Below are 22,812 nucleotides of genomic sequence, written 5' to 3'. Positions count from 1 at the left end.
CGCCGGCGGCCGCGGTGGAGCGCTTAGACGTACGCGGTCCCCGATTTGGCTCCATCGAAGCGGTGTGATCTGCGTCACACTGAATCCGGCTCGGGTGCCTGCGAACCACTTCGGCCACATATGAACCAAAGGTCATGACATCGCGCTGACCTGGGAGTAAGTCGTGATCGTCCACCGGCCCGACAGGGGAAGCTTCCCTGGCGGCAGGGTTACGAAAAGGTCACGCCGGGGCGAAGGTCAAAATTCCCCTCGAATCGGCCCCACAGGCCAAGATCTACTCGCTATCTTCATGGCTATCCCTTTACTGACGCATGGGACGCAAGATGCGTTCCACGACAGCCCAAGGAGTTTCCTTGAACACCCGAGTCAAGCGTCTCGCCCTCCCGCTCGGTGGCGCTCTCGCCGCCACCAGCATGATCGGCGCCACCCTGGTCACCTCGGCCAACGCGGCGACCGCCCCGGCCAAGAAGACCGTGAGCCTGGCTTCGGCCAGCAGCGCCCAGAAGATCGCCAACTTCTGGAAGGCCAACGGTGGCGCGAACCTGAAGGCCGCCGCGCAGTTCACCGGCGACCAGCAGGTCTCGGGCAAGGTCAAGCTCGGTGGCGGCGACGCCAAGCCTGACGGCAAGGCCGGCGTGATCGCGCCGATCGGCCAGGAGAAGGTCACCCCGACCAAGGTCAAGAACGTCAACCTGCCGAAGACCATCGGCAAGGTGTTCTTCTCGGTGGGCGACAAGGAGTACTGGTGCTCCGCGTCCTCCGTCCAGTCGAAGTACCACAACCTGGTGGCCACCGCCGGGCACTGCGTGTTCGACGAGGGTGTCCAGAACGGCGCGCTCGACAACTGGGTGTTCATCCCGGCCTACTACCAGGGCAAGACGCCTTACGGCATCTACGTGGGTAAGGCTGCTTACACCCACTACGACTTCGCGGTCTACGAGGACTACGACAGCGACTACGCTTTCGTGACCGTCTACAACGGCATCGCCTACGCCGGCGAGAAGCAGGTCACCAAGAAGACCTTCGACGACTGGGAAGGTTACAAGTACGCCAAGGACGTCGAGATCACGAAGAAGGAGTACGACCAGCTTCGTGACGAGTTCGGCCCCGACGCTCCCGTCACCGTCAAGGACTCGGCCACCGAGAAGGTCGTGCCCTGGGGCACCCCCGGCGCCGTGGCCGCGTCCAAGGAAGTCACCAAGGACGTGTACGACGCGGCTCCCGCCGCCGACGCCAAGGTGAACTACCACAAGGCTCCCGAGCTGACGAAGACCGAGATCGTCGACGAGGAGACCTACACCAAGTACACCGGCCCGGGTTACAAGAAGATCGTGGACTCCGCGTACACGATCACGCACTACTACCTGGCGTACGCGGTGGAGAAGACCTCCACGATCAAGTACTACAAGACGGTCTACTTCATCGAGTACTACAAGGACGCGGGTCGCCTGGGCGACAACGTCGGTGGCCAGGGCTTCACCTGGAACCAGAAGGTCGGCCAGCCGGTCTACGTGTTCGGCTACCCGGCCGCCCCGCACCCCGACGGTGACAAGCCGTTCACCGGTGTGACGCCGAAGTGGTGCTACGGCAAGACCTTCGCCGCCAAGGCCGCCGCCGCGTTCAAGGCCGAGGCTCAGATCGGTCTCAAGTGCTCCATGACCGCCGGCTCCTCCGGTGCGCCGTGGATCCTGAAGTACAGCAGCACGAAGCGCCTTGGCTACATCAACGGTGTCAGCAGCCTCATCGGCGACGCCGACGCCAACGGCCGCATCGACTTCAGCACCTCGCCGTACTTCGACACCGAGACCTACTCGATCTACAAGTCGGCCTCCAACCTCTGGTCCGGCTCGATCGTCAAGAAGGACGGCGGGCTCGTCACCAAGGCCTGAGTTCTAGCCAGTTAGAACACAGCCACGCCTAGCAGGACCCGGCATTCGTGCCGGGTCCTGCGCTGTTTACGGGTCTTCGGCATTTACGGGTCTTCACCATTCAGGTCATCTCCCAGGTGAGCGCCACTGGACCGGCCAAGTGATATGCGTCACACAGGGCGCGTTGCGACCATATTTAATGACACGCACCCTGGGCGCTTTGGACCGTTTCCACCTGTGGAACTACGCCCGTGACGCTCCCTCCAGCCGCCTCGCCGACGCTCGCCTGGACGGCCAGACCCACCTTCTGTTGATGCTTACGGCCCGTTTCTCATGATCAGACCGATAGGTTCTTACTGTCCCTTTTGGGGTCAGTGGGGCAGGAGATATCTCCTGCGGCAGAACAAGGAGTCTCATTGAACACCCGAGTCAAGCGATTCGTGCTCCCTCTCGGCGGCGCCGCCGTCGCCGCCGGCATGATCGCGGCATCCCTCACCAGCGGGGCGACCGCCTCCGCGGCCGCGGCGCCCGCCTCTGACGGCCTGGCCACGAGCAAGGCCGCCGCCATGGCGACCGTCAAGTTCTGGACCGCCTCCAACGGCAAGGCCCTCAAGGCCGCCACGAAGTTCACCGAGGACGCCGCGGTCAAGGGCCGCGTCCGGCTGGGCGGCGGCGACGCCGCCCCCGACGGCAAGACCGGCGTCGTGCCGCCGATCGGCCAGGAGAAGGTCACCCCGACCAAGGCGAAGAACGTCAACCTGCCGCGCACCATCGGCAAGGTGTTCTTCCGCCTGGACGGCAAGGTCTACTGGTGCTCCGCGTCGTCCATCCAGGGCAAGTACCGCAACCTGGTGGCGACCGCCGGTCACTGCGTCTACGACACCGACGCCAACCGCGACACCCTCGACCACTGGGTGTTCATCCCGGCGTTCTACCAGGGCAAGGCGCCGTTCGGCATCTACGTCGGCAAGTCGGCCTACACGCACTTCGACTTCGCCAACTACGAGGACTTCGACAGCGACTACGCCTTCGTCACGGTCTACAACGGTATCGAGTTCGGCACCTGGAAGGACGTGGGCCGCCTCGGCGACAACGTCGGCGGCCAGGGCTTCGCCTGGAACCAGAAGATCGGCCAGCAGGTCTACGCGTTCGGCTACCCCGCCGCTCCGCACCCCGACGGCGACAGGCCGTTCACCGGTCTGACGCCGAAGTACTGCTACGGCAAGACCTCCGCGGCCGGCACCGTGTCCGGGTTCAAGGCCGAGGCGCAGATCGCGATCAAGTGCTCCATGACCCCGGGCGCCTCCGGCGGCCCCTGGATCACGCAGTACAGCAGCACCGCGCGCGTCGGCTACATCAACGGCGTGACCAGCCTGGTCGGCGACGCCGACAGCAACGGCCGGTACGACTTCGCCACCTCGCCGTACTTCGACAGCGAGACCTACTCGATCTACAGCGCGGCCTCCAACCTGGCCTCCGGCAAGATCGGCAAGTGACCTCGCACGACCACCGCGTCCGCTCGGCGCGCGTCGCGCACGCGTCCGCCCGAGCGTGACGTGACATCCGGCGCCCGCTGAGCAGGGCGTGACGAGGGCCCGGCTCCGGCCGGGCCCTTCGTTTTGTTAATCTCACTATTTAGCCAGAATATCCTTACTGAATATCCCATTAAGTGGGTTCATGTCCGATTAGCTGGATGCCCCATACGGTGCGAGTAAAGAATTGACATAGGCTCAAGTCATCCCCTTTGGGACGCATGGGACATATGTGATGTTCCATGTCAGAACAAGAGGAGCTTTATGAGCATCCGAGCAAGACACCTCATCCTCCCCCTCGGCGCCGCCGTCACCGCCACCGGCATGATCGGCGCCGCGCTCACCTCGTCAGCCGGGGCCACGGCCAAGCCCTCGCCGACGAACGTCTCCCTCGCCTCCAGCAAGGCCAAGGCGAGCAGCACCGCGAAGTTCTGGAGCGCGAACGGCGGCAGGCAGCTCAAGGCCGCCACCCGCTACTCCAACGACTCCTCCGTCAGCGGCAAGGTCAAGTTCGGCGGAAGCGACGCCAAGCCCGACGGCAAGACCGGCGTCGTGCCGCCGATCGGCCAGGAGAAGGTCACCCCGACCAAGGTGAAGAACGTCAACCTGCCGCGCACCATCGGCAAGGTGTTCTTCCGCGTCGACGGCAGGCCCTACTGGTGTTCGGCGTCCTCGATCCAGTCGAAGTACCACAACCTCGTCGCGACCGCCGGTCACTGCGTCTACGACACCGACCGCAACCGCGACACCCTGGACCGCTGGGTGTTCATCCCCGCCTACTACCAGGGCAAGGCGCCGTACGGCATCTACGTCGGCAAGTCGGCCTACACGCACTTCGACTTCGCCAACTACGAGGACTACGACAGCGACTACGCCTTCGTCACGGTCTACAACGGCATCAACGTACGGAACTGGAAGGACGCCGGCCGCCTCGGCGACAACGTCGGCGGCCAGGGCTTCGCCTGGAACCAGAAGATCGGCCAGCAGGTCTACGCGTTCGGCTACCCCGCCGGCCGGCACCCCGACGGCGACAAGCCGTTCACCGGTGTCACGCCGAAGTGGTGCTACGGCAAGACCAAGCCCGCGGGCGTCGCGGCCGCCTACAAGGCCGAGGCGCAGATCGCGATCAAGTGCTCCATGACCGCCGGTTCCGCGGGCGGCCCGTGGATCGCCAAGTACAGCAGCACCAAGCGGCTCGGCTACGTCAACGGGGTGACCAGCCTCATCGGCGACTCCGACGGCAACGGCCGGTACGACTTCAGCACCTCGGCGTACTTCGACAGCGAGACCTACGCCGTCTACCGCAAGGCCGCCAACCTCTGGTCGGGCTCCATCCGCTGAGCGGCGCACCACCCGCCCGGTGAGACTCCACCTCGCCGGGCATGTCGGCCGGCCCGGCCCCGGAACGTCCGGGGCCGGGCCGAGCCGTTCACCGGGACCCAGGCTAGGCGGCGGGTGCGAGTTCCCTGCTGCGGCGTACCAGCGTGGCCACCGCGGGCTCCCGGCTGAGCGGCTCCAGGCGTCGGCGCAGGTCGGCGACGTAGGACCTGGTGCGCACGGACGAAAGGCCGGCCGCGAGGTCGAGCGCGGAGCCGCCCACGTGACAGGCCTGGTCGAGGTCACCGCACAGGGCGTGCGCCGACGCCAGCAGGGACAGGTTGAACATGCGCCCGCGTACGAAGCGCCCGTCCATGTCGAGGGAGCGGCGCGCGTATCGCACCGCCTGAGCGCCGTCGCCGAGGTCACGGAAGCAGTGGGCGTACTTGGCCGCCAAGTACGCCTCGTCGAAGTAGCGGATCCACTCGGGCTCCTCCTCCGGACGCCGGCGGTCGAAGGCGAGGTCGGCCTCATGCAGCGCGAGGGCGCACGCCTGGCCGTCCGACAGCCCCGCGTGGGCGTGCGCCTCCAGCACGTACGCCTCGGCCAGCAGCGAAGGGACCTCCGCCCGCCGGGCCGACACCTGGGCGGCCCGCGCAAGATCGAGGGCGTGCCGGGGCCGCCCTATATATATGGCCTGGTGCGCCATGCCGGCGAGGATCTCGCCGCCGAAGCCGTGGTCGCCCGCGCCGCGCGCCAGGCTGAGCGCCTGGATGAGGTGACGCTGGGCGAGCCCGTGCTGCTCCATGTCGTAGGCCATCCACCCGGCCAGCCGGGTCACCTCGGCCGCGGCGGACGCCAGGGCCCTGCCGGTGGCCTCGCCGTAGCCGCCCTCCTTCAGCAGGGGCGCGACGGCGGAGTCGAGGTATCTGACGACCGCCGGGCGCACCCGCCCGCCGCCGAAGCGGTTGTCCAGCTCGCCGAAAGAGCGGGTGACCTCGCGGATCGCGGCGATGTCGTGGGCGCCGACCTTGCGGGCGCCGGAGGCTCGGGGCTTGTCCTCCACGGGAAAGGTGAGCCATCGCAGGGCCCCTGACGAGCCCGCTCCGACGGCGAAGGCGGAGTCGATCAGGAACCTGCGCCGTTGCAGGTCCGCCCTCCATAGTGCTGTCACGGTCTCGACACCCTCCTGCCACGTATGTGGGAATTCCTGTCCCAGGTCGAGGGGCGTGGCTCCCCCCGCCATACCGAGGTCCTCCGCGGTGAGGGGCCGGCCGAGCCGCAGGGCGAAGATCTCGGCGAGGAGCGCCGGCACCGGGTCTCGCGGCTGCTGGCCGTCGATCCAGCGCGACACCGAACTGTGGTCGTACATCAGGCCGGTCAGGCCCCGCGCGGCTCCGAGGTCGTTGAGCCTGCGGGCCAGCCCCTTGTGGGAGAAGCCGGCCTCGGCGATGAGGTGCCGAAGAAGAAGGTTGTGCTCGCGTCGCATCGCTCTTTCCCCAGGGAGGACTACGGCGGATCGGTGGTCGGCACTCCGCCGCGAACCCTGCTGCGCGCAGTTTGCGTGCGCGTTGCCACCCGGCCGATAACGGAGGGTTTTTGTTATAGCACGATGCGTGACCCGGTGTGGGAATTCCCAAGACTTGACCCTAGGAGCGGTAGCTCATGACGAAGGGGCGTCATTTCGGCGGGGATGTTCGGTAGGCATGCCGATGAAAGCCCAGGGCGCCGGGTCGCCGCGTACGGCGGCGTCCCGGCGCCCTGGAATCCGGAGCCCCGGAGCCCCGGAGTCGTGGGAACGTGAAGTTCTGAGGTGGTGGCGTTTCGAAGTCGCAGGGTGAGCGCCGGAGCCCCGGTGCCGGAGCCTTGGAGCCCCGGTGCCGGAGCCCTGGTGCCGGAGCCTTGGAGCCCCGGTGCCGGAGCCCTGGTGCCGGAGCCCTGGTGTTCGGAGGGCCGGAGCCTTGGTGTTCGGGGTTGCCGCGCGGACTACGCGCGTGCCACGCCGTCCAGGCGGGCCTGGTCGGCGACGGCCGCGACCACCGCGGGCGCGACGCGCTGGTCGAACGGGCTCGGGATGACGTAGTCCTCCGACAGATCGGCCCCGACGACCGCCGCGAGCGCGTCGGCGGCGGCGACCTTCATGTTCTCGGTGATCGTGGAGGCGCGGACGTCCAGGGCGCCGCGGAAGACCCCCGGGAACGCGAGCACGTTGTTGATCTGGTTAGGGAAGTCCGACCTGCCGGTGGCGACCACGCGGGCGTGCCTGCGCGCCACCTCGGGGAGCACCTCGGGCGTCGGGTTGGACAGGGCGAAGACGATGGAGTCGCTCGCCATGGAGGCCACGGCCCGCTCTGAGATCGTCGACCCGGACAGGCCGATGAAGACGTCGGCGCCGACCAGCGCCTCCTCGGTGGAGCCGGTGCGGCCGCCGCGGTTGGTGTCCCTGGCCAGGGCTTCCTTGTAGGGGTTCAGGCCTTCGCGGCCCTGGTGGATCATGCCCTTGGAGTCGGAGACGGCGATGTCGCCGATGCCGGCGTTCAGCAGGATGCGCGTGACGGCCACGCCCGACGCCCCGGCCCCGGCGACGACGGCGCGCAGGTCGGCGAGCGAGCGTCCGGTCAGGCGGGCGGCGTTGCGCAGGGCGGCCAGCACCACGATGGCGGTGCCGTGCTGGTCGTCGTGGAAGACCGGGATGTCGAGGACCTCGCGCAGGCGGTTCTCCACCTCGAAGCAGCGGGGGGCGCTGATGTCCTCCAGGTTGATGCCGCCGAACGACGGCGCGAGCCGGACCACCGTCTCGACCAGGGCGTCCACGTCGGTGCAGTCCAGGCAGATCGGGACGGCGTCCACGTTGCCGAACTCCTTGAACAGCAGCGCCTTGCCCTCCATGACCGGCATGGCGGCCGCAGGGCCGATGTCGCCGAGGCCGAGGACGGCGGTGCCGTCGGAGACGACGGCGACCAGGTTGGACACCCAGGTGTACTCGGAGACGAGCTCGGGCTGGTCGGCGATGGCCGTGCAGACCCTGGCGACGCCCGGCGTGTAGGCGAGGGACAGGTCGTCCGCGTCGCGGACCGGGACGGTGGAGCGGACCTCGAGCTTGCCGCCGCGGTGCATGGCGAACGCTGGATCAAGATCGAGTGATTCGAGAGAAGCGGAGAATGGCGTGACTGCCACAGCGACCCCTGTGTCTAAGGACGGATTCCTTCTGTAGACGCCGCAGGCGAACGAGGCCCAGGCTTCTGTAGCCGCCCGGCGGCCGTCGTCGTTGACGGTCGTCCTTGGAGGGGGTACGGGGGTCACCCGTTGCTTGATTGTGCCACATGTCGAGACGGCTGCCGATGGCCGCGGCGCCACGGATCCGTGGGCCGCGCCCGACCGCCAGACGGATCAAGACGGACATATCGCTATTTCGCCCCCTATCCGAAACTGATACCCGGCCGCTCCCGCCGTGATTCCCCCGGCCGTACCCGACAGCTCGCCAACCCTTACCCGTACGCGGTTTCCGGCCCCCCCACCGTCGCGCGTGTAATACTCGGTATGCCGAATCGTCTCTTACCGCTCCGGGGTCGACATGGATCTGACCGCCTATGCCGAGCTTGCGGTGCTGCTGGTCAACAGCGAGGACGCGCTCGACTCCCTTGAGGGGGCAAGGCGCTTCCTCACCGAGGCCGGACGGGCGAAGCAGGCCGGCCGCCTGACCCGCGCCGACCTTGAGGCCCTGCGCGAACTGCGGCGCGAGCTCGTCGCGGTGTTCGCCGCGGCCGCGCGCCACGACGAGGACGGCGCCGTCGACCGGCTCAACGCACTGCTCGTCCGGCACTCTGTGCGCCCGCAGATCTCCCGCCACGACGGGCAGCGCTGGCACCTGCACCTCACCGAGGGCGGCCGGCTGTCGGACGAGTACGCCGCGGGCGCCGTCATGGGGCTAACGGCGCTGGTCACCGACCTCGGCGTCGACCGGCTCGGCGTCTGCCAGGCCGCGCGGTGCCACCGCGTCTACCTCGACACCTCCTCCAACCGGTCGCGCCGCTACTGCTCAGAACGCTGCGCCACCCGGGCCAACGTGGCGGCCTACCGCGCGCGCCGCCGCGAGCTGAGCGGCCGGCACGCCTGACCGCGTCACCATGAGCTGAGCCGGCCGGGACGCCTGCCTCCGTCCGGTCACCGCGGGCGCGGGCCGCCCCGCAGCGGCCAGTAGCGCAGCACCACCCGGCCGACCAGCAGCGCGGACGAGACCGCGCCGAAGTCCCAGCTGTCCTTGCGCCCGGGCGCCCGCTGGTTCTCGCTCTCCAGCCACCAGCCGTCGCCGTCCCGCCACGCCGCCCGCTTGACGATCATCCGCTCGGGCGCGGCGGGCAGCCGGGCGACCACGAGGTCCCCGGGTCTGATCGGCGCGCCGCGCCGTACGACGAGCCAGTCACCCGGCCGCAGGACGGGCAGCATCGACTCCCCTTCGACGCGGACCCTCATGAACGACATCCCCCTCCGCCTCCGCGAATCAAGGCGAGTAAGTTGGGAACCGGATAGTGCTGTCTGTTATCAGCATCAAGGAAGGAAACCGATGCTCGCACGACTGCTGCGGCCCGGCCATGTCGCCTCCGCGCACTGCGACCTCCCCTGCGGCGTCTACGACCCCGCACAGGCTCGCATCGAGGCGGAGTCCGTGAAGGCGATCATGCAGAAGTACGCCGACAACGACGACCCGGTGTTCCGGGCGCGGGCTCTGACGATCAAGGAAGAGCGCGCGGAGCTGGTCAAGCACCACCTGTGGGTGCTGTGGACCGACTACTTCAAGCCGCCGCACCTTGAGCAGTACCCCCAGCTCCACCAGCTGTTCTGGGAGGCGACCAAGCTCGCCGGCGCCGCCGGCGCCAAGGGCACGGTCGACGTGGGCAAGGCCGAGGGCCTTCTCGGGAAAATCGACGAGATTTCGAAGATCTTCTGGGAGACCAAGGCCGCCTGAGCCTTGCGAACCCGTTCTCTGGCCTCGCGCGGCGGTTCCGCGCGCGAGGCCAGAGGCCTTTCGCGCCCTCGCGAGCCCGCCAGGGCACCGGTATGTCAAGGAATGGGCAGCGGGACGTCAGGGAAACCGGCCGCATTTCCACAAGATCACGACTATCGGCGCGTCCCAGTCCTGCACCATGGGGCACGGGGCGGTAAGTTGCTAATCAGCAGCTCTGTGCGAGGAGGAACGTGACCGACGAGACAGCGACGCGCGCGGACGACATCCCCGGTGGCCTCTCGGGGATCCGTGACGCTGTGAGCGTGCGCCTGCCCGCCGCCAGCGCATATCTGTCCGTGCTCCGCACGGCGACCGCCGGGCTGGCGGCACGGCTCGACTTCACTCTGGACGAGATCGAAGACCTCCGCATCGCGGTGGACGAGGCGTGCGCCATGCTGCTGGGCCACGCCGTGCCCGGCACCGACCTGATCGCCGAGTTCGAGCTGACCGGCCAAGAGATGATCGTCCGGGTCGAGGTGAGCACGGTGGGCCAGGCCGAGCCCAAGCGCGACGACTTCGCGTGGATGGTGCTCACCGCGCTCGCCGACGACGTGGACGCCGTGACCGACTCCCCCGACCGCATGGCGATCGTGCTGCGTAAGCGCCGAGGGTCTGCGAGGCTGCCGTGACGGAGAGGACCCGGGCCGTGGCCGGCAGTGACAGCACCGTTCCCGACAGGGTGCGGGCCCGTGGGCTGTTCGGCGAGCTGGCCGAGTTGGCCCCCGACGACCCGCGCCGCCAGCGCATCCGAGACGAGCTTGTCGAGCTCCACCTTCCCTTGGTCGAATACCTCGCCCGCCGCTTCCGCAACCGGGGCGAGTGGCTCGACGACCTGACCCAGGTCGCCACCATCGGCCTGATCAAGTCGATCGACCGGTTCGACCTTGAGCGCGGCGTCGAGTTCTCCACCTACGCCACGCCGACCATCGTCGGCGAGATCAAGCGCCACTTCCGCGACAAGGGCTGGGCGGTGCGGGTACCGCGCCGCCTGCAAGAGCTCAAGCTCTCGCTCACCAAGGCCATCAGCGAGCTGTCCCAGCGTCAGGGCAGGGCCCCGACCGTGGCCGAACTCGCGGCCCATCTGCAGATGTCCGAGGAAGAGGTGCTCGAAGGCCTCGAGTCCGCCAACGCCTACTCGACGGTCTCCTTGGACGCCCCCGACTCCGGCGACGACGACGCGCCCGCCGTGTCCGACTCGCTCGGCATCGTCGACGAGTCCCTGGAAGGCGTCGAATACCGCGAGTCGCTCAAACCGCTGCTCGAACGCCTGCCGCCCCGTGAGAAGCGCATCCTGCTGTTGCGCTTCTTCGGCAACATGACGCAGTCGCAGATCGCCACCGAGCTGGGCATCTCGCAGATGCACGTCTCACGTCTGCTCGCCCGCACCCTGGCGCAGCTGCGCGAGGGCCTCACCGCGGACGACTGAACCACAGCGGGCCCGACGCGGCCCGCGGCCGTAGCCCCGGGCCGGTGACCGGCCCGGCTCCGGTCGACGCCGTCCGCCGATCTCGCGCATCCCGCCGATCTCGCGCACCCCGCCCCGCCGAGCGCGCGCACCACGCCGGTGCGCGCCGTCCGCGGCGACCGTCCGCCGGCCCGGTCACTCGCCGATCATGGCGCGCGTCGTGGGCGGGGCCAGCAGCGCGACGAGCCCGGCCAGCGCGAGCAGGCCGAGAAGCACGCCGATGACCACCTGGTCCGACTGGACCAGCGAGACGGCCACCGGCAGCGCGAAGATCTGCGTGACCACGCCGGGGGCCCGGCTCCATCGGGCCGCCTTCAGCGCGCCCCAGGCCACCCACAGCAGCGCCGCGCCCGCCAGCAGGCCGAAGGCGGCGACGAAGAAGGAACTGGTGACGTCGTCGGGGGATCCGACTATCGTCTCGACCCCGACGTACCCGCCGAGCACGAAGGCGGCGGCGCCCTCGACCGCGAGGATGCTGGCGGCGACGGTCAGCGTCACCGGACGGTTCGACATATCCGGTCACCCTACTTGACCCAGGTCCCGGGTCCGCGGCCGGTGGATACGCTGGGCGGCATGCGCGCACTCCTCCTGATCAACCCCGCGGCGACGTCGACCAACCGGCGCACCAGAGACGTCCTCGTCCGCGCGCTCGGCGCGGCCGTCGATCTGTCGGTGGAGGAGACCGGCCATCGCGGGCACGCCACCGTGCTCGCGGCCACCGCACGCGCCAAGGGGTTCGACGTCGTCGCCGTCCTCGGCGGCGACGGCACCATCAACGAGGCGGTCAACGGCATGATGGACGGTGAGCGCCCGGCGCCGGCGCTCATCGTGCTCCCCGGCGGCAGCGCCAACGTCTTCGCCCGGTCGCTCGGGCTGCCCAACGATCCGGTGGAGGCGACCGGCGCGGTGCTGGAGGCGATTCGCGAGGGCCGCCGCCGTACGCTCAACCTCGGCCAGGCGATCTGGGAGGACGGCGTGCTCGGCGACGAGCCCGCGCCGGCGGGGCGGGGTCGCGACCGCCGCTACTTCACCTTCTGCGCCGGCCTCGGGTACGACGCCGAGGTCGTGCGCGCGGTCGAGGGCCTGCGGGGCGCCGGGTACAAGGCGTCGCCGAGCCGCTATATCAACACGACCTTGCGGCACTACCTCATCACCGACCGCCGCCATCCCGCGCTTCGGCTGGAGCGCCCGCACCAGCCGGCCGTGGACGGCATCTTCCTGGCGATCATCTCCAACACCTCCCCGTGGACCTACGCCGGCAGCCGGCCGATCAACCCCACGCCGTGGGCCGGGTTCGACACCGGCCTCGACCTGCTCGGGCTGCGCAAGATGGGCGTCGTCACCATGATGGGGCTGACCCGGCAGATCATCGGAGAGCCGGTCGGCCTGCCGCGCGGCCGCAACCTGGTGCAGTTGCACGACGAGGAGGAGTTCACGCTGGTCGCCCGGCGTCCCACGGCGTTCCAGCTCGACGGCGACTATCTGGGCGAGCGCGAGAGAGTGACCTTCCGGTCCATCCCATCTGCGTTACAAGTGCTGGTCTAGATTGTTACAAGCCCGTCATAGTGTGATGCATCCGACATGCATAACCGGCAAAACGTTCTCCCAAACCTCTTGCGTGACCTGGGCACGCCTGAAAAGCTCATCGTGACGTCGGAACGTAGGACGTTTGAGGATTGACCCTGGTCCTTAAAGGTCTGCGCTCATGGCGGGAGCTTCCCGGTCCCCACCCTTAAGGTCCGGGCAAAAGCTCGCTCTGGTTAGTGAAATCCTTCACAAACACCGTCAGTCTCCGGACAGGAGCCGCGAGCTCCACCTACGAAGGAGTGGAACGCATGGACTGGCGCCACCGCGCTGCCTGCCGTGACGTGGACCCCGAGCTGTTCTTCCCGATCGGCAACACCGGCCCGGCACTCATGCAGATCGAAGAGGCCAAGCAGGTCTGCCGAAGCTGCCCGGTCAGCGACCCGTGCCTGAAGTGGGCCATCGAGTCGGGCCAGGACGCCGGCGTGTGGGGCGGCCTCAGCGAGGACGAGCGTCGGGCGCTCAAGCGCCGCACCGCCCGTGCTCGCGCCCGTGCGGGCGTCTGAAACAGCCACGCACCCCCCTGCTCACCGCACTTCGCCCCGCAAAGCATCCCCCACTCACCCGCCTTCCGGACCGCCCCAGCGTCGCGGCGGACCGCACAGGATACGTCGGCGCCGCCACGCGCGGTCGCGGCGTACAGAACGAGGAACGCCCGGCGTCGCCACGCGCGACGGCCGGGCGTAGCAGTCTACGCCGCCGGTCACCCCGCCACTACGCCGGCTGCACCGGGATGGCGACCGAGACCTCGGTGCCCCCCTCCTGACCCGGCCTGACGGCCAGCCGGCCGGAGAGCTCGCCGACGACCAGCGTGCGCACGATCTGCAGCCCCAGGCTGGTCGAGGCCTCCAGGTCGAACCCCTCGGGCAGCCCTTGGCCGTCGTCGGCCACGACCACGTCCAGCCGCTCCTCGGTGCGCGACACGATCACCTTGATGGTGCCGCTGCCGTACGAGAAGCCGTGCTGGACGGCGTTCTGCAGCAGCTCGGTCAGCACCATGGCGACCGGAGTGGCGATCATCGCCGGCAGCACGCCGAAGCACCCCACCCGGCGGACGGCCACGTTGGCCGCGGAGACCTCGCCGGTCATCGCGATGACGCGGTCGGCGATGTCGTCGAAGTCGACGATCTCCTCCGGCGTGTGGGACAGGGTCTCGTGCACGATCGCGATGGACCCGACCCGCCGCACGGCCTCCTCCAGCGCCTCGCGGCCCTCGGGGACGCGCAGCCGCCGCGCCTGGAGCCGCAGCAGCGCGGCGACCGTCTGCAGGTTGTTCTTGACCCTGTGGTGGATCTCGCGGATGGTCGCGTCCTTGGTGAGCAGCTCGCGCTCGCGGCGGCGCAGCTCGGTCACGTCCCTGACCAGCACCAGGGCGCCGATGCGCCCGCCGCCGACGATGAGCGGGATGGCGCGCAGCTGCACCACGATGGCGCCCGCCTCCACCTCGGTCTCCCGCGGCGTGCGGCCGCTGGCCACCAGCATGAGGTCTTCGTTGATGGGCTCGCCCGAGTAGCACAGCGCGGCGGTCGTCTTGCCCAGCTCGGTGCCGACCAGGTCGGCGTGGAGCCCGAGCCGCCGGTAGGCCGACAGCGCGTTCGGGGAGGCGTAGGTCACCCGCCCGGCCCGGTCGAGCCGCAGCAGGCCGTCCCCGACCCTCGGCGAGCGCACCAGGATGGGCCCCTCGTCGGGAAAGGGGAACCGGCCCTCGGCGACCATCTGCGCCAGGTCGGAGGCGCTCTGCAGGTAGGTGAGCTCCAGCCGGGACGGGGTGCGCGCCGAGGACAGGTTGGTGGATCGCTGGATGACCGCCACGAAGTGGTCGGCGCGCCGCACCGGGATGGTCTCCTCGCGGACGGGCACGCCGCTGGACCAGTCGGGGTCGCCCTCGCGGCAGATGCGGTGCTCGCGCCAGGCGGTGTCGATCAGCGGGCGCTCACCGGCCGCCACGACGGAGCCGACCACGTCGTCGTGGTAGACGGTCGGACCGGTCGTCGGGCGCATCTGGGCGACCGCGACCCACGCGGACTCGTCGCGCAGGGGGATCCACAGGATCAGGTCGGCGAACGAGAGGTCGGCGAGGAGCTGCCAGTCGGAGACCAGCGAGTGCATCCACTCAAGATCGGCGGGGTCGCAGGTGGTGTGACGGGCCACCAGTTCGCTGAGAGTCGGCACCTGTGCATCATGCGTGCTAACCCTGCCTCAAAGCGAATCGCGGGCGGCCACACTGGGAAGATTCCCCTAATGAGGCACACAGAAGTGCCCGCCGACCCGTGGAGCGCCCGATGGACCGCCCGATCAACATGGTCACAGGCCCGGCCACAGGCATGGACGCAGGCGCGGCCGGCGGCGAGGGTCGTCCGGGAGGCGCGACGCCGCCCGATCCCCTGGCGCGGCTGCGCGCCGCGACGGCGGCCCGCCGGGCCGCCGGGCTCGGCCGCGTCCTGCGCCCGCGCACGCCCGACCACGACGGCCTGGTGGACCTCGCGTCCAACGACTACCTGGGGCTCGCCCGCGACGAACGGCTGGCCGAGGCCGCCGCGCGCGCGGCCCGCGAGTGGGGCGCCGGTTCCACCGGGTCCCGGCTGGTGACCGGGACGACGACGCTGCACGCCGACCTCGAAGACCGGCTACGGGCCTTCACCGGCGCCGCGCGGGCCCTGGTGTTCTCCTCCGGGTACCTGGCCAACCTCGCCGCGGTCGCGACGCTGGGCGCCGGCGGGCTGGTGGTGAGCGACGCGGGCAACCACGCCTCGATCATCGACGGATGCCGCCTGTCCCGGGCGCGCGTCGTCGTCACCCCGCACAAGGACGTCGACGCGGTGGAGAAGGCCCTCGCCGACCGCGGCGAGGAGCACGCCATCGTGGTGACCGACGCCGTGTTCTCCGTCGAGGGCGACCTCGCCCCGCTGCGCGAGTTGCACGAGGTCGCCGTCCGGCACGGCGCGCTGCTGCTGGTGGACGAGGCCCACTCCCTGGGGGTGGCCGGCGAGCGGGGGCAGGGAGCGGTGCACGCGGCCGGCCTCGCGGGTTACCCGTCGGTTGTGATAACCGTCACACTGTCGAAGGCCCTCGGCTCCCAGGGCGGGGCCGTGCTCGCGGCGCCCGAGGTGGTGGAGACGCTGGTCGACGCCGGGCGGGCGTTCATCTTCGACACCGGGCTCGCCCCGTCCTCCGCTGCGGCGGCGCTCACGGCGCTTGATATCGTGAGCGACCATCCTGACCTGCCTGGACAGGCCCGGCGGCACGCGTCGGCGCTGGCCGGCGCGGTCGCTGATCGTGGTCTCCCCGCCACCGACCCCGCGGCCGCCGTCGTGCCGGTCGTCCTCGGCCCTCCGCAGGCCGCGCTCCGCGCCGCCGCGATCTTCGCGGAGCATGGAGTGCGCGCCGGGTGCTTCCGCCCGCCCTCGGTGCCACCAGGCCGCTCTTGTCTGAGATTGACCGCTCGGGCCAATCTTGGTTCGGATGATCTCGCGGTGATCGGACGCGCGCTCACCGCCGTGGCCGAGATGAAGGTGAACGTGTGACGGAAGACTCTCCCCGAATTCCCAAGTACTACGACGTCAAACGGAACTTGCTGGAACTCACCAAGTCTCTGCCGGCCGGCGCGGCGCTGCCGCCCGAACGCGCTCTCGCCGTGCGTTTCGAGACCTCCCGCACCACCGTGCGGCAGGCGCTCACCGAACTGGTCGTCGAAGGACGCCTGCTGCGCATCCAGGGCAAGGGCACCTTCGTCGCCAAGCCGAAGGTCGCCCAGCTGCTGCAGCTCACGTCCTACACCGGCGACCTGCGGACGGTGGGCCTGGAACCGGACACCAAGATCCTGGAGATCAACTACGTCACGGCGGACGAGGCCCTGGCCCGCCGCCTGTGCATCAACCCCGGCGGGCGCGTGCTGCGCATCCACCGCCTCCGCCTGGCCAACGGCGAACCCATGTCGATCGACACCACCCACCTGTCCGCCCGGCGCTTCTCGCGGCTGCGTCGCGAGCTCGAGATGCACTCCTCTTTGTACGAGACCCTGCACAACGCCTACAACGTCCAGCTCACCGACGCCGAAGAGACCATAGAGACCGTGCTGGCCACCCCGTACGACGCGCAGGTGCTCGGCGTCGACGTGGGCCTGCCGATGCTGCTGCTCACCCGGCACGCCTTCGACGCCGAGGGCCACCCGGTCGAGTGGGCGCAGTCGCTGTACCGGGGCGACCGGTACAAGTTCGTCACACGACTCCACCGGCCGACCAGGCCGGGGTCCTAAGGTTGGGCCGGTGAGCATCCTCGTGGTCACCGGCACCGACACCGGCGTGGGCAAGACCGTGGTGACCGCCGCCGTCACCGCCCTGGCGCTGGGACGCCAGGCCTCCGTCGCGGTGGTGAAACCCGCGCAGACCGGAGTTGCGCCCGGCGAGGCGGGAGACCTGGACGAGGTCATCCGGCTGAGCGGCGCCACCACGACCTTCGAGTTCGGCCGCTTCCCGCACCCGCTGTCCCCCGCCGCCGCGGCGCGCGCCTCCGGCCTGCCGCCCGTCTCGCTCGTGTCGGTCGCCGAGCGCGTCGCCGACCTGGCGGACACCCACCGCCTGGTCGTCGTCGAGGGCGCGGGAGGGCTGCTGGTGCGCTTCGACGAGGACGGCGCCACGATCGCCGACCTCGCCCGCCTCGTGCGCGCCCCCGTGCTGCTGGTCGCCAGGGCCGGGCTCGGCACGCTGAACCACACCGCGCTCACCCTGGAGGCGCTCGCCGGCCGCGGGCTCGACCTGGCGGGCGTGGTCATCGGGTCCTGGCCCCGCGACCCCGGGCTCGCGGAGTGCAGCAACGTCACCGACCTGGAGACCCTGGCCGCCCGGCCGCTCGCCGGAGCGCTGCCCGAGGGCGCCGCCGCGCTCGGCCGCGCCGACTTCGCCCGGGTCGCCCATGACGGGCTCGGGCCCCTCCTCGGCGGAGGGTTCGACGCCGCCGAGTTCCGGGCAACCCTTAGTCTGTGACGCAGCCGATGAGGGAGCAGCAGAGCAGATGAGCAAGGACATCCTCGACATCGCCCGGGTCCAGGTGCTCGAACAGGGCCAAGGACTGTCCGCGGGGCAGGCCCTGAGCTGCCTGGAACTGCCGGACGACCGCCTGCCCGAGCTGCTGGCGCTCGCGCACGAGGTGCGCATGGCCTGGTGCGGGCCCGAGGTCGAGGTGGAGGGCATCATCTCCCTCAAGACCGGCGGATGCCCTGAAGACTGCCATTTCTGCTCGCAGTCCGGTCAGTTCACCTCCCCGGTCCGGTCGGTGTGGCTGGACATCCCCTCGCTGGTCGAGGCCGCCGTCGAGACGGCGGCCACCGGCGCCACCGAGTTCTGCATCGTGGCCGCCGTGCGCGGGCCCGACCAGCGGCTCATGAGCCAGGTGCGCGAGGGCGTCAAGGCGATCCGCGAGGCCGTCGAGATCAACGTGGCCTGCTCGCTCGGCATGCTCACCCAGGCGCAGGTCGACGAGCTGGCCGAGATGGGCGTGCACCGCTACAACCACAACCTCGAGACCGCGCGCTCCCACTTCGGCAGCGTGGTGACCACCCACACCTGGGAAGAGCGGTGGCAGACCTGCGAGATGGTCCGCGAGGCCGGCATGGAGCTGTGCTGCGGCGGCATCATCGGCATGGGCGAGAGCCGGGAGCAGCGCGCCGAGTTCGCCGGCCAGCTCGGCGAGCTGCGGCCCGACGAGGTGCCGCTGAACTTCCTCAACCCGCGCCCCGGCACGCCGTTCGCCTCCTACCCCCTGGTCGAGGGCCGCGAGGCGCTGAAGACCGTCGCGACGTTCCGCCTGGCCCTGCCGCGCACGATTCTGCGCTACGCGGGCGGGCGCGAGCTGACGCTCGGCGACCTCGGCACCCGCGAGGGGATGCTCGGCGGCGTCAACGCCATCATCGTCGGCAACTACCTCACGACGCTGGGCCGCTCCCCGGAACAGGATCTGGAGCTGCTGGCCGACCTCAAGATGCCGATCAAGGCGCTGTCGCAGGCTCTGTGACTCCAGCCCGGTCCCGGTGATCGGCAGAGATGGGGCTCCAAGGATTGACCGGGGCGAGAACAGGTAGGTTCACCGCATGGAGTCTGCAAAGCACGCCGGCGACGTCGCGGTCGCCGTCTCACGAGCGTATGGCGCCGAGGTCATGTTCACCCTGTCGGGCGGCCATGTCTTTCCCCTGTACGACGGGGCCGTCCACGAGGGTATGCGCATCGTCGATGTGCGGCACGAGCAGAGCGCGGTGTTCGCCGCGGAGGCCACCGCCCGGCTGACGCGGCGGCCGGGCCTGGCCGTGCTGACCGCCGGCCCCGGCATCACCAACGGCGTCAGCGGCGTGGCCACCGCCCACTTCAACGGTTCGCCGGTCGTGGTGATGGGCGGCAGGGCCCCCGCCTCCCGGTGGGGGTCCGGCGCGCTCCAGGAGATGGACCACCCTCCGCTGTTCGAGACGATCACCAAGCTGGCCTTCACGGCCGGCGGCGCCGACTCGATCGGCCAGGACGTCGAGATGGCCTTCCGCACGGCCGTCGCCCCGCACCGCGGCCCGGTGTTCCTCGACTTCTACATGGACCACCTGTTCTCGCCCTCGCCCGAGCACCAGGCCGAGACCATGACGCCCTCTCCGCTGGAGCCGGACGCGGACACCCTGGCCTCGATCGCCCGGCTGATCGCCGAGGCCGAGCGCCCGGTGCTCGTCCTCGGCTCCGACGTGTGGATGGAGCGCGCCGAGGAGGCCGCCCGCGACTTCGCCGAGGCCTACCGGCTGCCGGTGATCCCGAACGGCCAGGGGCGCGGCATCCTGCCCGCCGGGCACGAGCTGCTGGCCGCCCGCGCGCGCGGCATGGCGTTCTCCCAGGCCGATCTCGTCATCGTCGCGGGCGCCCCGCTCGACTTCCGTCTCGGCTACGGCTTCTTCGGCGGCAGGGACGGCGCCCCGCTCGCGAAGGTCGTCCACCTGGCCGACGCCCCCTCACAGCTGGCCACGCACGTCGGCACGGCCGCCTCGGCGTCCGGCGACCTGTCGGTGCTCTTCTGGGGGCTCAGCACGGCCTGCGCCGACGCCGGGGTATCCCCCGCCTCGTACGCGGCCTGGGTGACCAAGCTCGCCGAGGCCTCGGCCGCGGCCGTGGCCGGCGACGCCGAGCTGCTGGCCTCCGACGCCGACCCCATCCACCCGATGCGCATCTACGGCGAGCTCAACCGCGTCCTGGCCGACGACGCCGTGGTCATCGGCGACGGCGGCGACTTCGTCTCCTACGCCGGCAAGTACATCGAGCCGCGCCGTCCCGGATGCTGGCTCGACCCCGGGCCGTACGGGTGCCTCGGCACCGGTCTCGGGTACTCCATCGCCGCCCGTCTCGCCCGGCCGTCCTCGCAGGTGGTGCTGCTGCTCGGCGACGGCGCCGCCGGGTTCTCGCTGATGGACGTCGACACGCTGGTCCGCCACAACCTGCCGGTCGTCATGATCTGCGGCAACAACGGCATGTGGGGCCTTGAGAAGCACCCCATGCAGATGCTGTACGGGTACGACGTGGCGGCCGAGCTGCGGCCGCAGACCCGGTACGACCAGGTCGTCACCGCGCTCGGCGGAGCCGGCGAGCTGGTGACCTCCCCCAAGGAGATCGGCCCGGCGCTGCGCCGCGCCTTCGACTCCGGCGTGCCGTACATGGTGAACATCGCCACCGACCCCGAGATCGCCTACCCCCGCACCACCACCGGCATCTGACCCCGGCGAGGCCTCACCACCGGCCGGCGCGCGGCATGGCGCGCGCCGGCCGGGACGTCGCAAGGCCGGTCAGGAGGTGGCGGTGACCGTGGGGCTGGGGGTCGGCGAGGGCGTCTCGCTCGGGTCGCCGCCGCAGGGGATGCCCTGCTCCACGATGATCGTCACAACGCGGTCCACGGCCCAGGAGGTGCCGGGCGTCGGGTTCTGGTCGACCACGCGGCTGCACCCCTCTGAGCTCGGCTCCCCGCTGATGTCCACCTTGACCTTGAAGCCGGCGGCCCGCAGCCTGGTCACGGCGTTGGCCTGCAGCAAGTTGATCACCGCGGGCACGACCTTCTTGGCCGCCGGCGACTTGCTGACCGTCGGGGAAGGTGAAGGGGTGCGGGACTTGGAGGCGCTGGGCGACGGCGAGGGCTTGGGAGTCGCCGAGGGCGGCGGCTCGGAGTGATCGGACCCGGCCACCGTGGGACGGGTGGCCGATGGGGAGACGCGAGGGCGCGGGGGCTTCTTACCGGGTGAGGCGCCGGCGGTGGCGTCGACCGTGGGCGTGTTGTCCACCTGGGCGCCGGCCGGGGTGTTGGCCACCTGGTTGAACACGATCGCCCCGCCGCCTCCGAGCACGGCTCCGGCGGCGATCACCCCGACGATCAGGATCGCCTTGCCGCGCTTGGGGGCGGCCGCGCGGCGGCCGCGGGAGCCGCGCGGGGGCGGCGGGGCGGACGCCGTGGTCGCCGGAGGCGCGTGCGCGCCGGTCGGGTGCGCCATGCCGGCCGGATGCGCGCCGGCGGGGTGCCCAGGGCCGGGCATGATGTAGGCGGGAGGCGGCGCGGTGGACGCCCCGTGCCCGGCCTCGCCCCAGCCGGGCTGGTTCATGCGCGCCCCGGTCTCCGGGGAGGCCATCTGGTGCGGGTGCCCGGCCACCGTCGCGGTGCGCTGGGGGGCGATCATGCCGGTCAGCCCGGTGACCCCGGCCACCGCGGCCGAGGCTCCGGTGTCCTCGCGCATGGCCCTGCGCGCCGCCACGCTCATCTCGGCGGCGCTGTGCCAGCGGCGCGCGGGGTCCTTGACCAGCGCCCGCTCGACGAGGTGCCGCACGGCGGGCGGAATGTCGGGCGGCAGCGGCGGCGGGTCCTCGCGGATGTGCTTGAGCGCGATGGTGACGGGGGTGTCGCCGTCGAAAGGGCGGTACCCCGCCAGGCACTCGTAGGCGACCACGCCGAGCGCGTACAGGTCGACCGCCGGGGTCACCGGCTGCCCCTCGGCCTGCTCGGGAGCGCAGTAGGCGGCGGTGCCGAGCACCATGCCGGCGTCGGTCAGCCGGTGGCCCATGTCGGCGCGTGCGATGCCGAAGTCGGTGAGCACGAGCGTGCCGTCCGGGCGCACCAGCAGGTTGCCCGGCTTGACGTCGCGGTGCACGATGCCCCTGTCGTGCACCGCCTGCAACGCCGAGGCGGCCTGGGCGATGAGCTCCATGGCCGGTTCCGGGCCGATGCGGGTGAGCCGGGTGAGCAGCCGGTCGAGCGGCTCTCCGTCGACGAACCGCATGACCAGGTAAGCGGTGGGCCCGTCCCCCGGGACGTCGCTGACGCCGTAGTCGTAGACGTCCACGACCCCTGGATGGTTGATCGTGGCCATGGCGCGCGCTTCCCCCTGGAAACGCGCCGCGAAGCCGGGATCGTCCATCCGGCCTGGTAAAAGCACTTTGACGGCGACGGTGCGAGCAAGGACGGTGTCCTCACCGCGCCACACCTCGCCCATGCCGCCGGCACCGAGACGGACGTCCAACCGGTAACGTCCCGCCAGCGTGGTCCCTTGGGCAACCATCTCTCCCCCGCTAACCCCAATCCGTCCAACCCGACGTCACCCCAGAGTTCTCCAACAAAGCGGATTTGTGTCGCGACAAGGTCACGCTGGAATCACAAAACCCTGTGGCCGTACGACTCGCGCCGGGGTGTCAGCGAGTCGTAACGCCGTGTTCGACGCAGCGGGCGGACCATCCCCGCGGCGTCACCTGCACGACCAGCCTGCGTTGACACGCCGGACAGTAGCGAGGCGGCTCCATGAGCCGTGCGGCATGGCATGCGGAGTGGTCCTCGTCTCCAGCGAGACGTCCGCAATGGTCGCAGTAAGGGCTCACGCCAAGAGCGTATTCCATCGTTCCCCGCCAAGGCCGCCAACCGCCGAAGGTGGTGCGAGACCGCGCGAACAGGATGCCCACGGACAGCACCCGTTCCCTCGCCCGGCAGGCGTCCCCGAGCCCGCCGGGCCGAGCGAGGCCGAACGGACACGACACCCTCTAGGCTTGCCGC

Annotated in this window: 21 protein-coding genes; 14 read left to right on the top strand and 7 right to left on the bottom strand. The window is 70.3% G+C overall.

Features of this window, described 5'->3' with window-relative positions; genetic code table 11:
• The first annotated feature begins 353 nt into the window (after positions 1 to 353).
• From ACZ6QO_RS18505 to ACZ6QO_RS18495, 3 genes are all read left to right on the top strand, one after another.
• The gene (locus tag ACZ6QO_RS18505; protein WP_465852110.1) at positions 354 to 1,889 is read left to right on the top strand and encodes a trypsin-like serine peptidase; all 1,536 of its coding nucleotides are present in this window, start codon (positions 354 to 356) and stop codon (positions 1,887 to 1,889) included.
• 395 nt (positions 1,890 to 2,284) lie between these two features.
• A complete protein-coding gene (locus ACZ6QO_RS18500) occupies positions 2,285 to 3,364 on the top strand; it encodes a trypsin-like serine peptidase (RefSeq protein WP_465852108.1) in 1,080 nt (359 codons plus the stop codon).
• Positions 3,365 to 3,664: 300 nt separating this feature from the next.
• On the top strand, positions 3,665 to 4,741 hold the full coding sequence (locus ACZ6QO_RS18495) for a trypsin-like serine peptidase (protein WP_465852107.1): 1,077 nt from the start codon (positions 3,665 to 3,667) through the stop codon (positions 4,739 to 4,741).
• Between the two features lie 103 nt (positions 4,742 to 4,844).
• On the opposite strand, the gene ACZ6QO_RS18490 is transcribed toward ACZ6QO_RS18495, so the two are convergent.
• Positions 4,845 to 6,206, bottom strand: a complete 1,362-nt coding sequence (locus ACZ6QO_RS18490; protein ID WP_465852106.1) for a hypothetical protein — start codon at positions 6,204 to 6,206, stop codon at positions 4,845 to 4,847.
• Positions 6,207 to 6,703: 497 nt separating this feature from the next.
• Positions 6,704 to 7,834 (bottom strand): NAD(P)-dependent malic enzyme, encoded by a 1,131-nt coding sequence (locus ACZ6QO_RS18485; RefSeq protein ID WP_465852429.1) that lies wholly within the window; start codon positions 7,832 to 7,834, stop codon positions 6,704 to 6,706.
• Positions 7,835 to 8,291: 457 nt separating this feature from the next.
• Between ACZ6QO_RS18485 and ACZ6QO_RS18480 the strand changes: the two genes are divergently transcribed.
• Positions 8,292 to 8,834, top strand: coding sequence for a CGNR zinc finger domain-containing protein (locus ACZ6QO_RS18480; RefSeq protein ID WP_465852104.1), 543 nt, complete (start codon positions 8,292 to 8,294; stop codon positions 8,832 to 8,834).
• A gap of 47 nt (positions 8,835 to 8,881) precedes the next feature.
• Here ACZ6QO_RS18480 and ACZ6QO_RS18475 read toward each other — a convergent pair whose 3' ends face one another.
• The gene (locus tag ACZ6QO_RS18475) at positions 8,882 to 9,190 is read right to left on the bottom strand and encodes a S24 family peptidase (RefSeq protein ID WP_465852103.1); all 309 of its coding nucleotides are present in this window, start codon (positions 9,188 to 9,190) and stop codon (positions 8,882 to 8,884) included.
• A gap of 91 nt (positions 9,191 to 9,281) precedes the next feature.
• On the opposite strand from ACZ6QO_RS18475, the gene sodN reads away from it, so the two are divergent.
• The 3 genes from sodN to ACZ6QO_RS18460 all read left to right on the top strand — a co-directional run bounded on the left by sodN (position 9,282) and on the right by ACZ6QO_RS18460 (position 11,148).
• Positions 9,282 to 9,683 (top strand): superoxide dismutase, Ni, encoded by a 402-nt coding sequence (sodN, locus tag ACZ6QO_RS18470; protein ID WP_465852102.1) that lies wholly within the window; start codon positions 9,282 to 9,284, stop codon positions 9,681 to 9,683.
• 230 nt (positions 9,684 to 9,913) lie between these two features.
• Positions 9,914 to 10,351, top strand: coding sequence for an ATP-binding protein (locus ACZ6QO_RS18465; protein WP_465852100.1), 438 nt, complete (start codon positions 9,914 to 9,916; stop codon positions 10,349 to 10,351).
• Complete coding sequence (locus tag ACZ6QO_RS18460; RefSeq protein WP_465852099.1) at positions 10,348 to 11,148, top strand: RNA polymerase sigma factor SigF; 801 nt, start codon at positions 10,348 to 10,350, stop codon at positions 11,146 to 11,148. The genes ACZ6QO_RS18465 and ACZ6QO_RS18460 overlap by 4 nt, the downstream gene beginning before the upstream one ends.
• Positions 11,149 to 11,322: 174 nt before the next feature.
• Here the strand turns inward: ACZ6QO_RS18460 and ACZ6QO_RS18455 are convergent, their stop codons facing one another.
• Positions 11,323 to 11,700, bottom strand: coding sequence for a hypothetical protein (locus ACZ6QO_RS18455; RefSeq protein ID WP_465852097.1), 378 nt, complete (start codon positions 11,698 to 11,700; stop codon positions 11,323 to 11,325).
• 60 nt (positions 11,701 to 11,760) lie between these two features.
• Here ACZ6QO_RS18455 and ACZ6QO_RS18450 point away from each other — a divergent pair, with 60 nt between their 5' ends.
• Together ACZ6QO_RS18450 and ACZ6QO_RS18445 are read left to right on the top strand one after the other, a co-directional pair.
• Entirely contained in the window at positions 11,761 to 12,732 is a 972-nt protein-coding gene (locus ACZ6QO_RS18450) for a diacylglycerol/lipid kinase family protein (RefSeq protein ID WP_465852095.1), read from the top strand.
• Positions 12,733 to 13,022: 290 nt separating this feature from the next.
• Positions 13,023 to 13,277 carry a WhiB family transcriptional regulator gene (locus ACZ6QO_RS18445; RefSeq protein WP_380849897.1) on the top strand — a complete coding sequence of 85 codons (255 nt, stop codon included), beginning with the start codon at positions 13,023 to 13,025 and terminating at the stop codon, positions 13,275 to 13,277.
• Positions 13,278 to 13,485: 208 nt separating this feature from the next.
• Here ACZ6QO_RS18445 and ACZ6QO_RS18440 read toward each other — a convergent pair whose 3' ends face one another.
• Complete coding sequence (locus ACZ6QO_RS18440) at positions 13,486 to 14,943, bottom strand: sensor histidine kinase (RefSeq protein ID WP_465852094.1); 1,458 nt, start codon at positions 14,941 to 14,943, stop codon at positions 13,486 to 13,488.
• A gap of 110 nt (positions 14,944 to 15,053) precedes the next feature.
• Here ACZ6QO_RS18440 and ACZ6QO_RS18435 point away from each other — a divergent pair, with 110 nt between their 5' ends.
• From ACZ6QO_RS18435 to ACZ6QO_RS18415, 5 genes are all read left to right on the top strand, one after another.
• Positions 15,054 to 16,295, top strand: coding sequence for an 8-amino-7-oxononanoate synthase (locus ACZ6QO_RS18435; RefSeq protein WP_465852093.1), 1,242 nt, complete (start codon positions 15,054 to 15,056; stop codon positions 16,293 to 16,295).
• Entirely contained in the window at positions 16,292 to 17,026 is a 735-nt protein-coding gene (locus ACZ6QO_RS18430) for a GntR family transcriptional regulator (RefSeq protein WP_465852092.1), read from the top strand. The genes ACZ6QO_RS18435 and ACZ6QO_RS18430 overlap by 4 nt, the downstream gene beginning before the upstream one ends.
• A 10-nt stretch (positions 17,027 to 17,036) precedes the next feature.
• On the top strand, positions 17,037 to 17,753 hold the full coding sequence (gene bioD / locus ACZ6QO_RS18425; RefSeq protein ID WP_465852090.1) for a dethiobiotin synthase: 717 nt from the start codon (positions 17,037 to 17,039) through the stop codon (positions 17,751 to 17,753).
• A 28-nt stretch (positions 17,754 to 17,781) separates the two neighbouring features.
• Positions 17,782 to 18,780, top strand: coding sequence for a biotin synthase BioB (gene bioB, locus ACZ6QO_RS18420; RefSeq protein WP_465852088.1), 999 nt, complete (start codon positions 17,782 to 17,784; stop codon positions 18,778 to 18,780).
• A gap of 76 nt (positions 18,781 to 18,856) precedes the next feature.
• Positions 18,857 to 20,503, top strand: a complete 1,647-nt coding sequence (locus ACZ6QO_RS18415; RefSeq protein ID WP_465852086.1) for an acetolactate synthase — start codon at positions 18,857 to 18,859, stop codon at positions 20,501 to 20,503.
• A 69-nt stretch (positions 20,504 to 20,572) separates the two neighbouring features.
• Here the strand turns inward: ACZ6QO_RS18415 and ACZ6QO_RS18410 are convergent, their stop codons facing one another.
• Entirely contained in the window at positions 20,573 to 22,327 is a 1,755-nt protein-coding gene (locus ACZ6QO_RS18410) for a serine/threonine-protein kinase (RefSeq protein ID WP_465852084.1), read from the bottom strand.
• Between the two features lie 130 nt (positions 22,328 to 22,457).
• Positions 22,458 to 22,658: a biotin synthase auxiliary protein BsaP gene (gene bsaP / locus ACZ6QO_RS18405; RefSeq protein ID WP_465852427.1), complete on the bottom strand. Its 201-nt coding sequence runs from the start codon at positions 22,656 to 22,658 to the stop codon at positions 22,458 to 22,460.
• Between the last annotated feature and the right edge of the window lie 154 nt (positions 22,659 to 22,812).

The organism is Sphaerisporangium sp. NPDC049457 (assembly GCF_055586705.1).
This window is presented reverse-complemented; position numbering and strand designations above follow the sequence as displayed.

Coding starts and splice junctions, on each gene's coding strand:
- ACZ6QO_RS18495 (WP_465852107.1), top strand. CDS start 3,665: ATGAGCATCCGAGCAAGACACCTCATCCTCCCCCTCGGCGCCGCCGTC.
- ACZ6QO_RS18490 (WP_465852106.1), bottom strand. CDS start 6,206: ATGCGACGCGAGCACAACCTTCTTCTTCGGCACCTCATCGCCGAGGCC.
- ACZ6QO_RS18485 (WP_465852429.1), bottom strand. CDS start 7,834: ATGCACCGCGGCGGCAAGCTCGAGGTCCGCTCCACCGTCCCGGTCCGC.
- ACZ6QO_RS18480 (WP_465852104.1), top strand. CDS start 8,292: ATGGATCTGACCGCCTATGCCGAGCTTGCGGTGCTGCTGGTCAACAGC.
- ACZ6QO_RS18475 (WP_465852103.1), bottom strand. CDS start 9,190: ATGAGGGTCCGCGTCGAAGGGGAGTCGATGCTGCCCGTCCTGCGGCCG.
- sodN (WP_465852102.1), top strand. CDS start 9,282: ATGCTCGCACGACTGCTGCGGCCCGGCCATGTCGCCTCCGCGCACTGC.
- ACZ6QO_RS18455 (WP_465852097.1), bottom strand. CDS start 11,700: ATGTCGAACCGTCCGGTGACGCTGACCGTCGCCGCCAGCATCCTCGCG.
- ACZ6QO_RS18450 (WP_465852095.1), top strand. CDS start 11,761: ATGCGCGCACTCCTCCTGATCAACCCCGCGGCGACGTCGACCAACCGG.
- ACZ6QO_RS18445 (WP_380849897.1), top strand. CDS start 13,023: ATGGACTGGCGCCACCGCGCTGCCTGCCGTGACGTGGACCCCGAGCTG.
- ACZ6QO_RS18435 (WP_465852093.1), top strand. CDS start 15,054: ATGGACCGCCCGATCAACATGGTCACAGGCCCGGCCACAGGCATGGAC.
- bioB (WP_465852088.1), top strand. CDS start 17,782: ATGAGCAAGGACATCCTCGACATCGCCCGGGTCCAGGTGCTCGAACAG.
- ACZ6QO_RS18415 (WP_465852086.1), top strand. CDS start 18,857: ATGGAGTCTGCAAAGCACGCCGGCGACGTCGCGGTCGCCGTCTCACGA.
- ACZ6QO_RS18410 (WP_465852084.1), bottom strand. CDS start 22,327: ATGGTTGCCCAAGGGACCACGCTGGCGGGACGTTACCGGTTGGACGTC.
- bsaP (WP_465852427.1), bottom strand. CDS start 22,658: ATGGAATACGCTCTTGGCGTGAGCCCTTACTGCGACCATTGCGGACGT.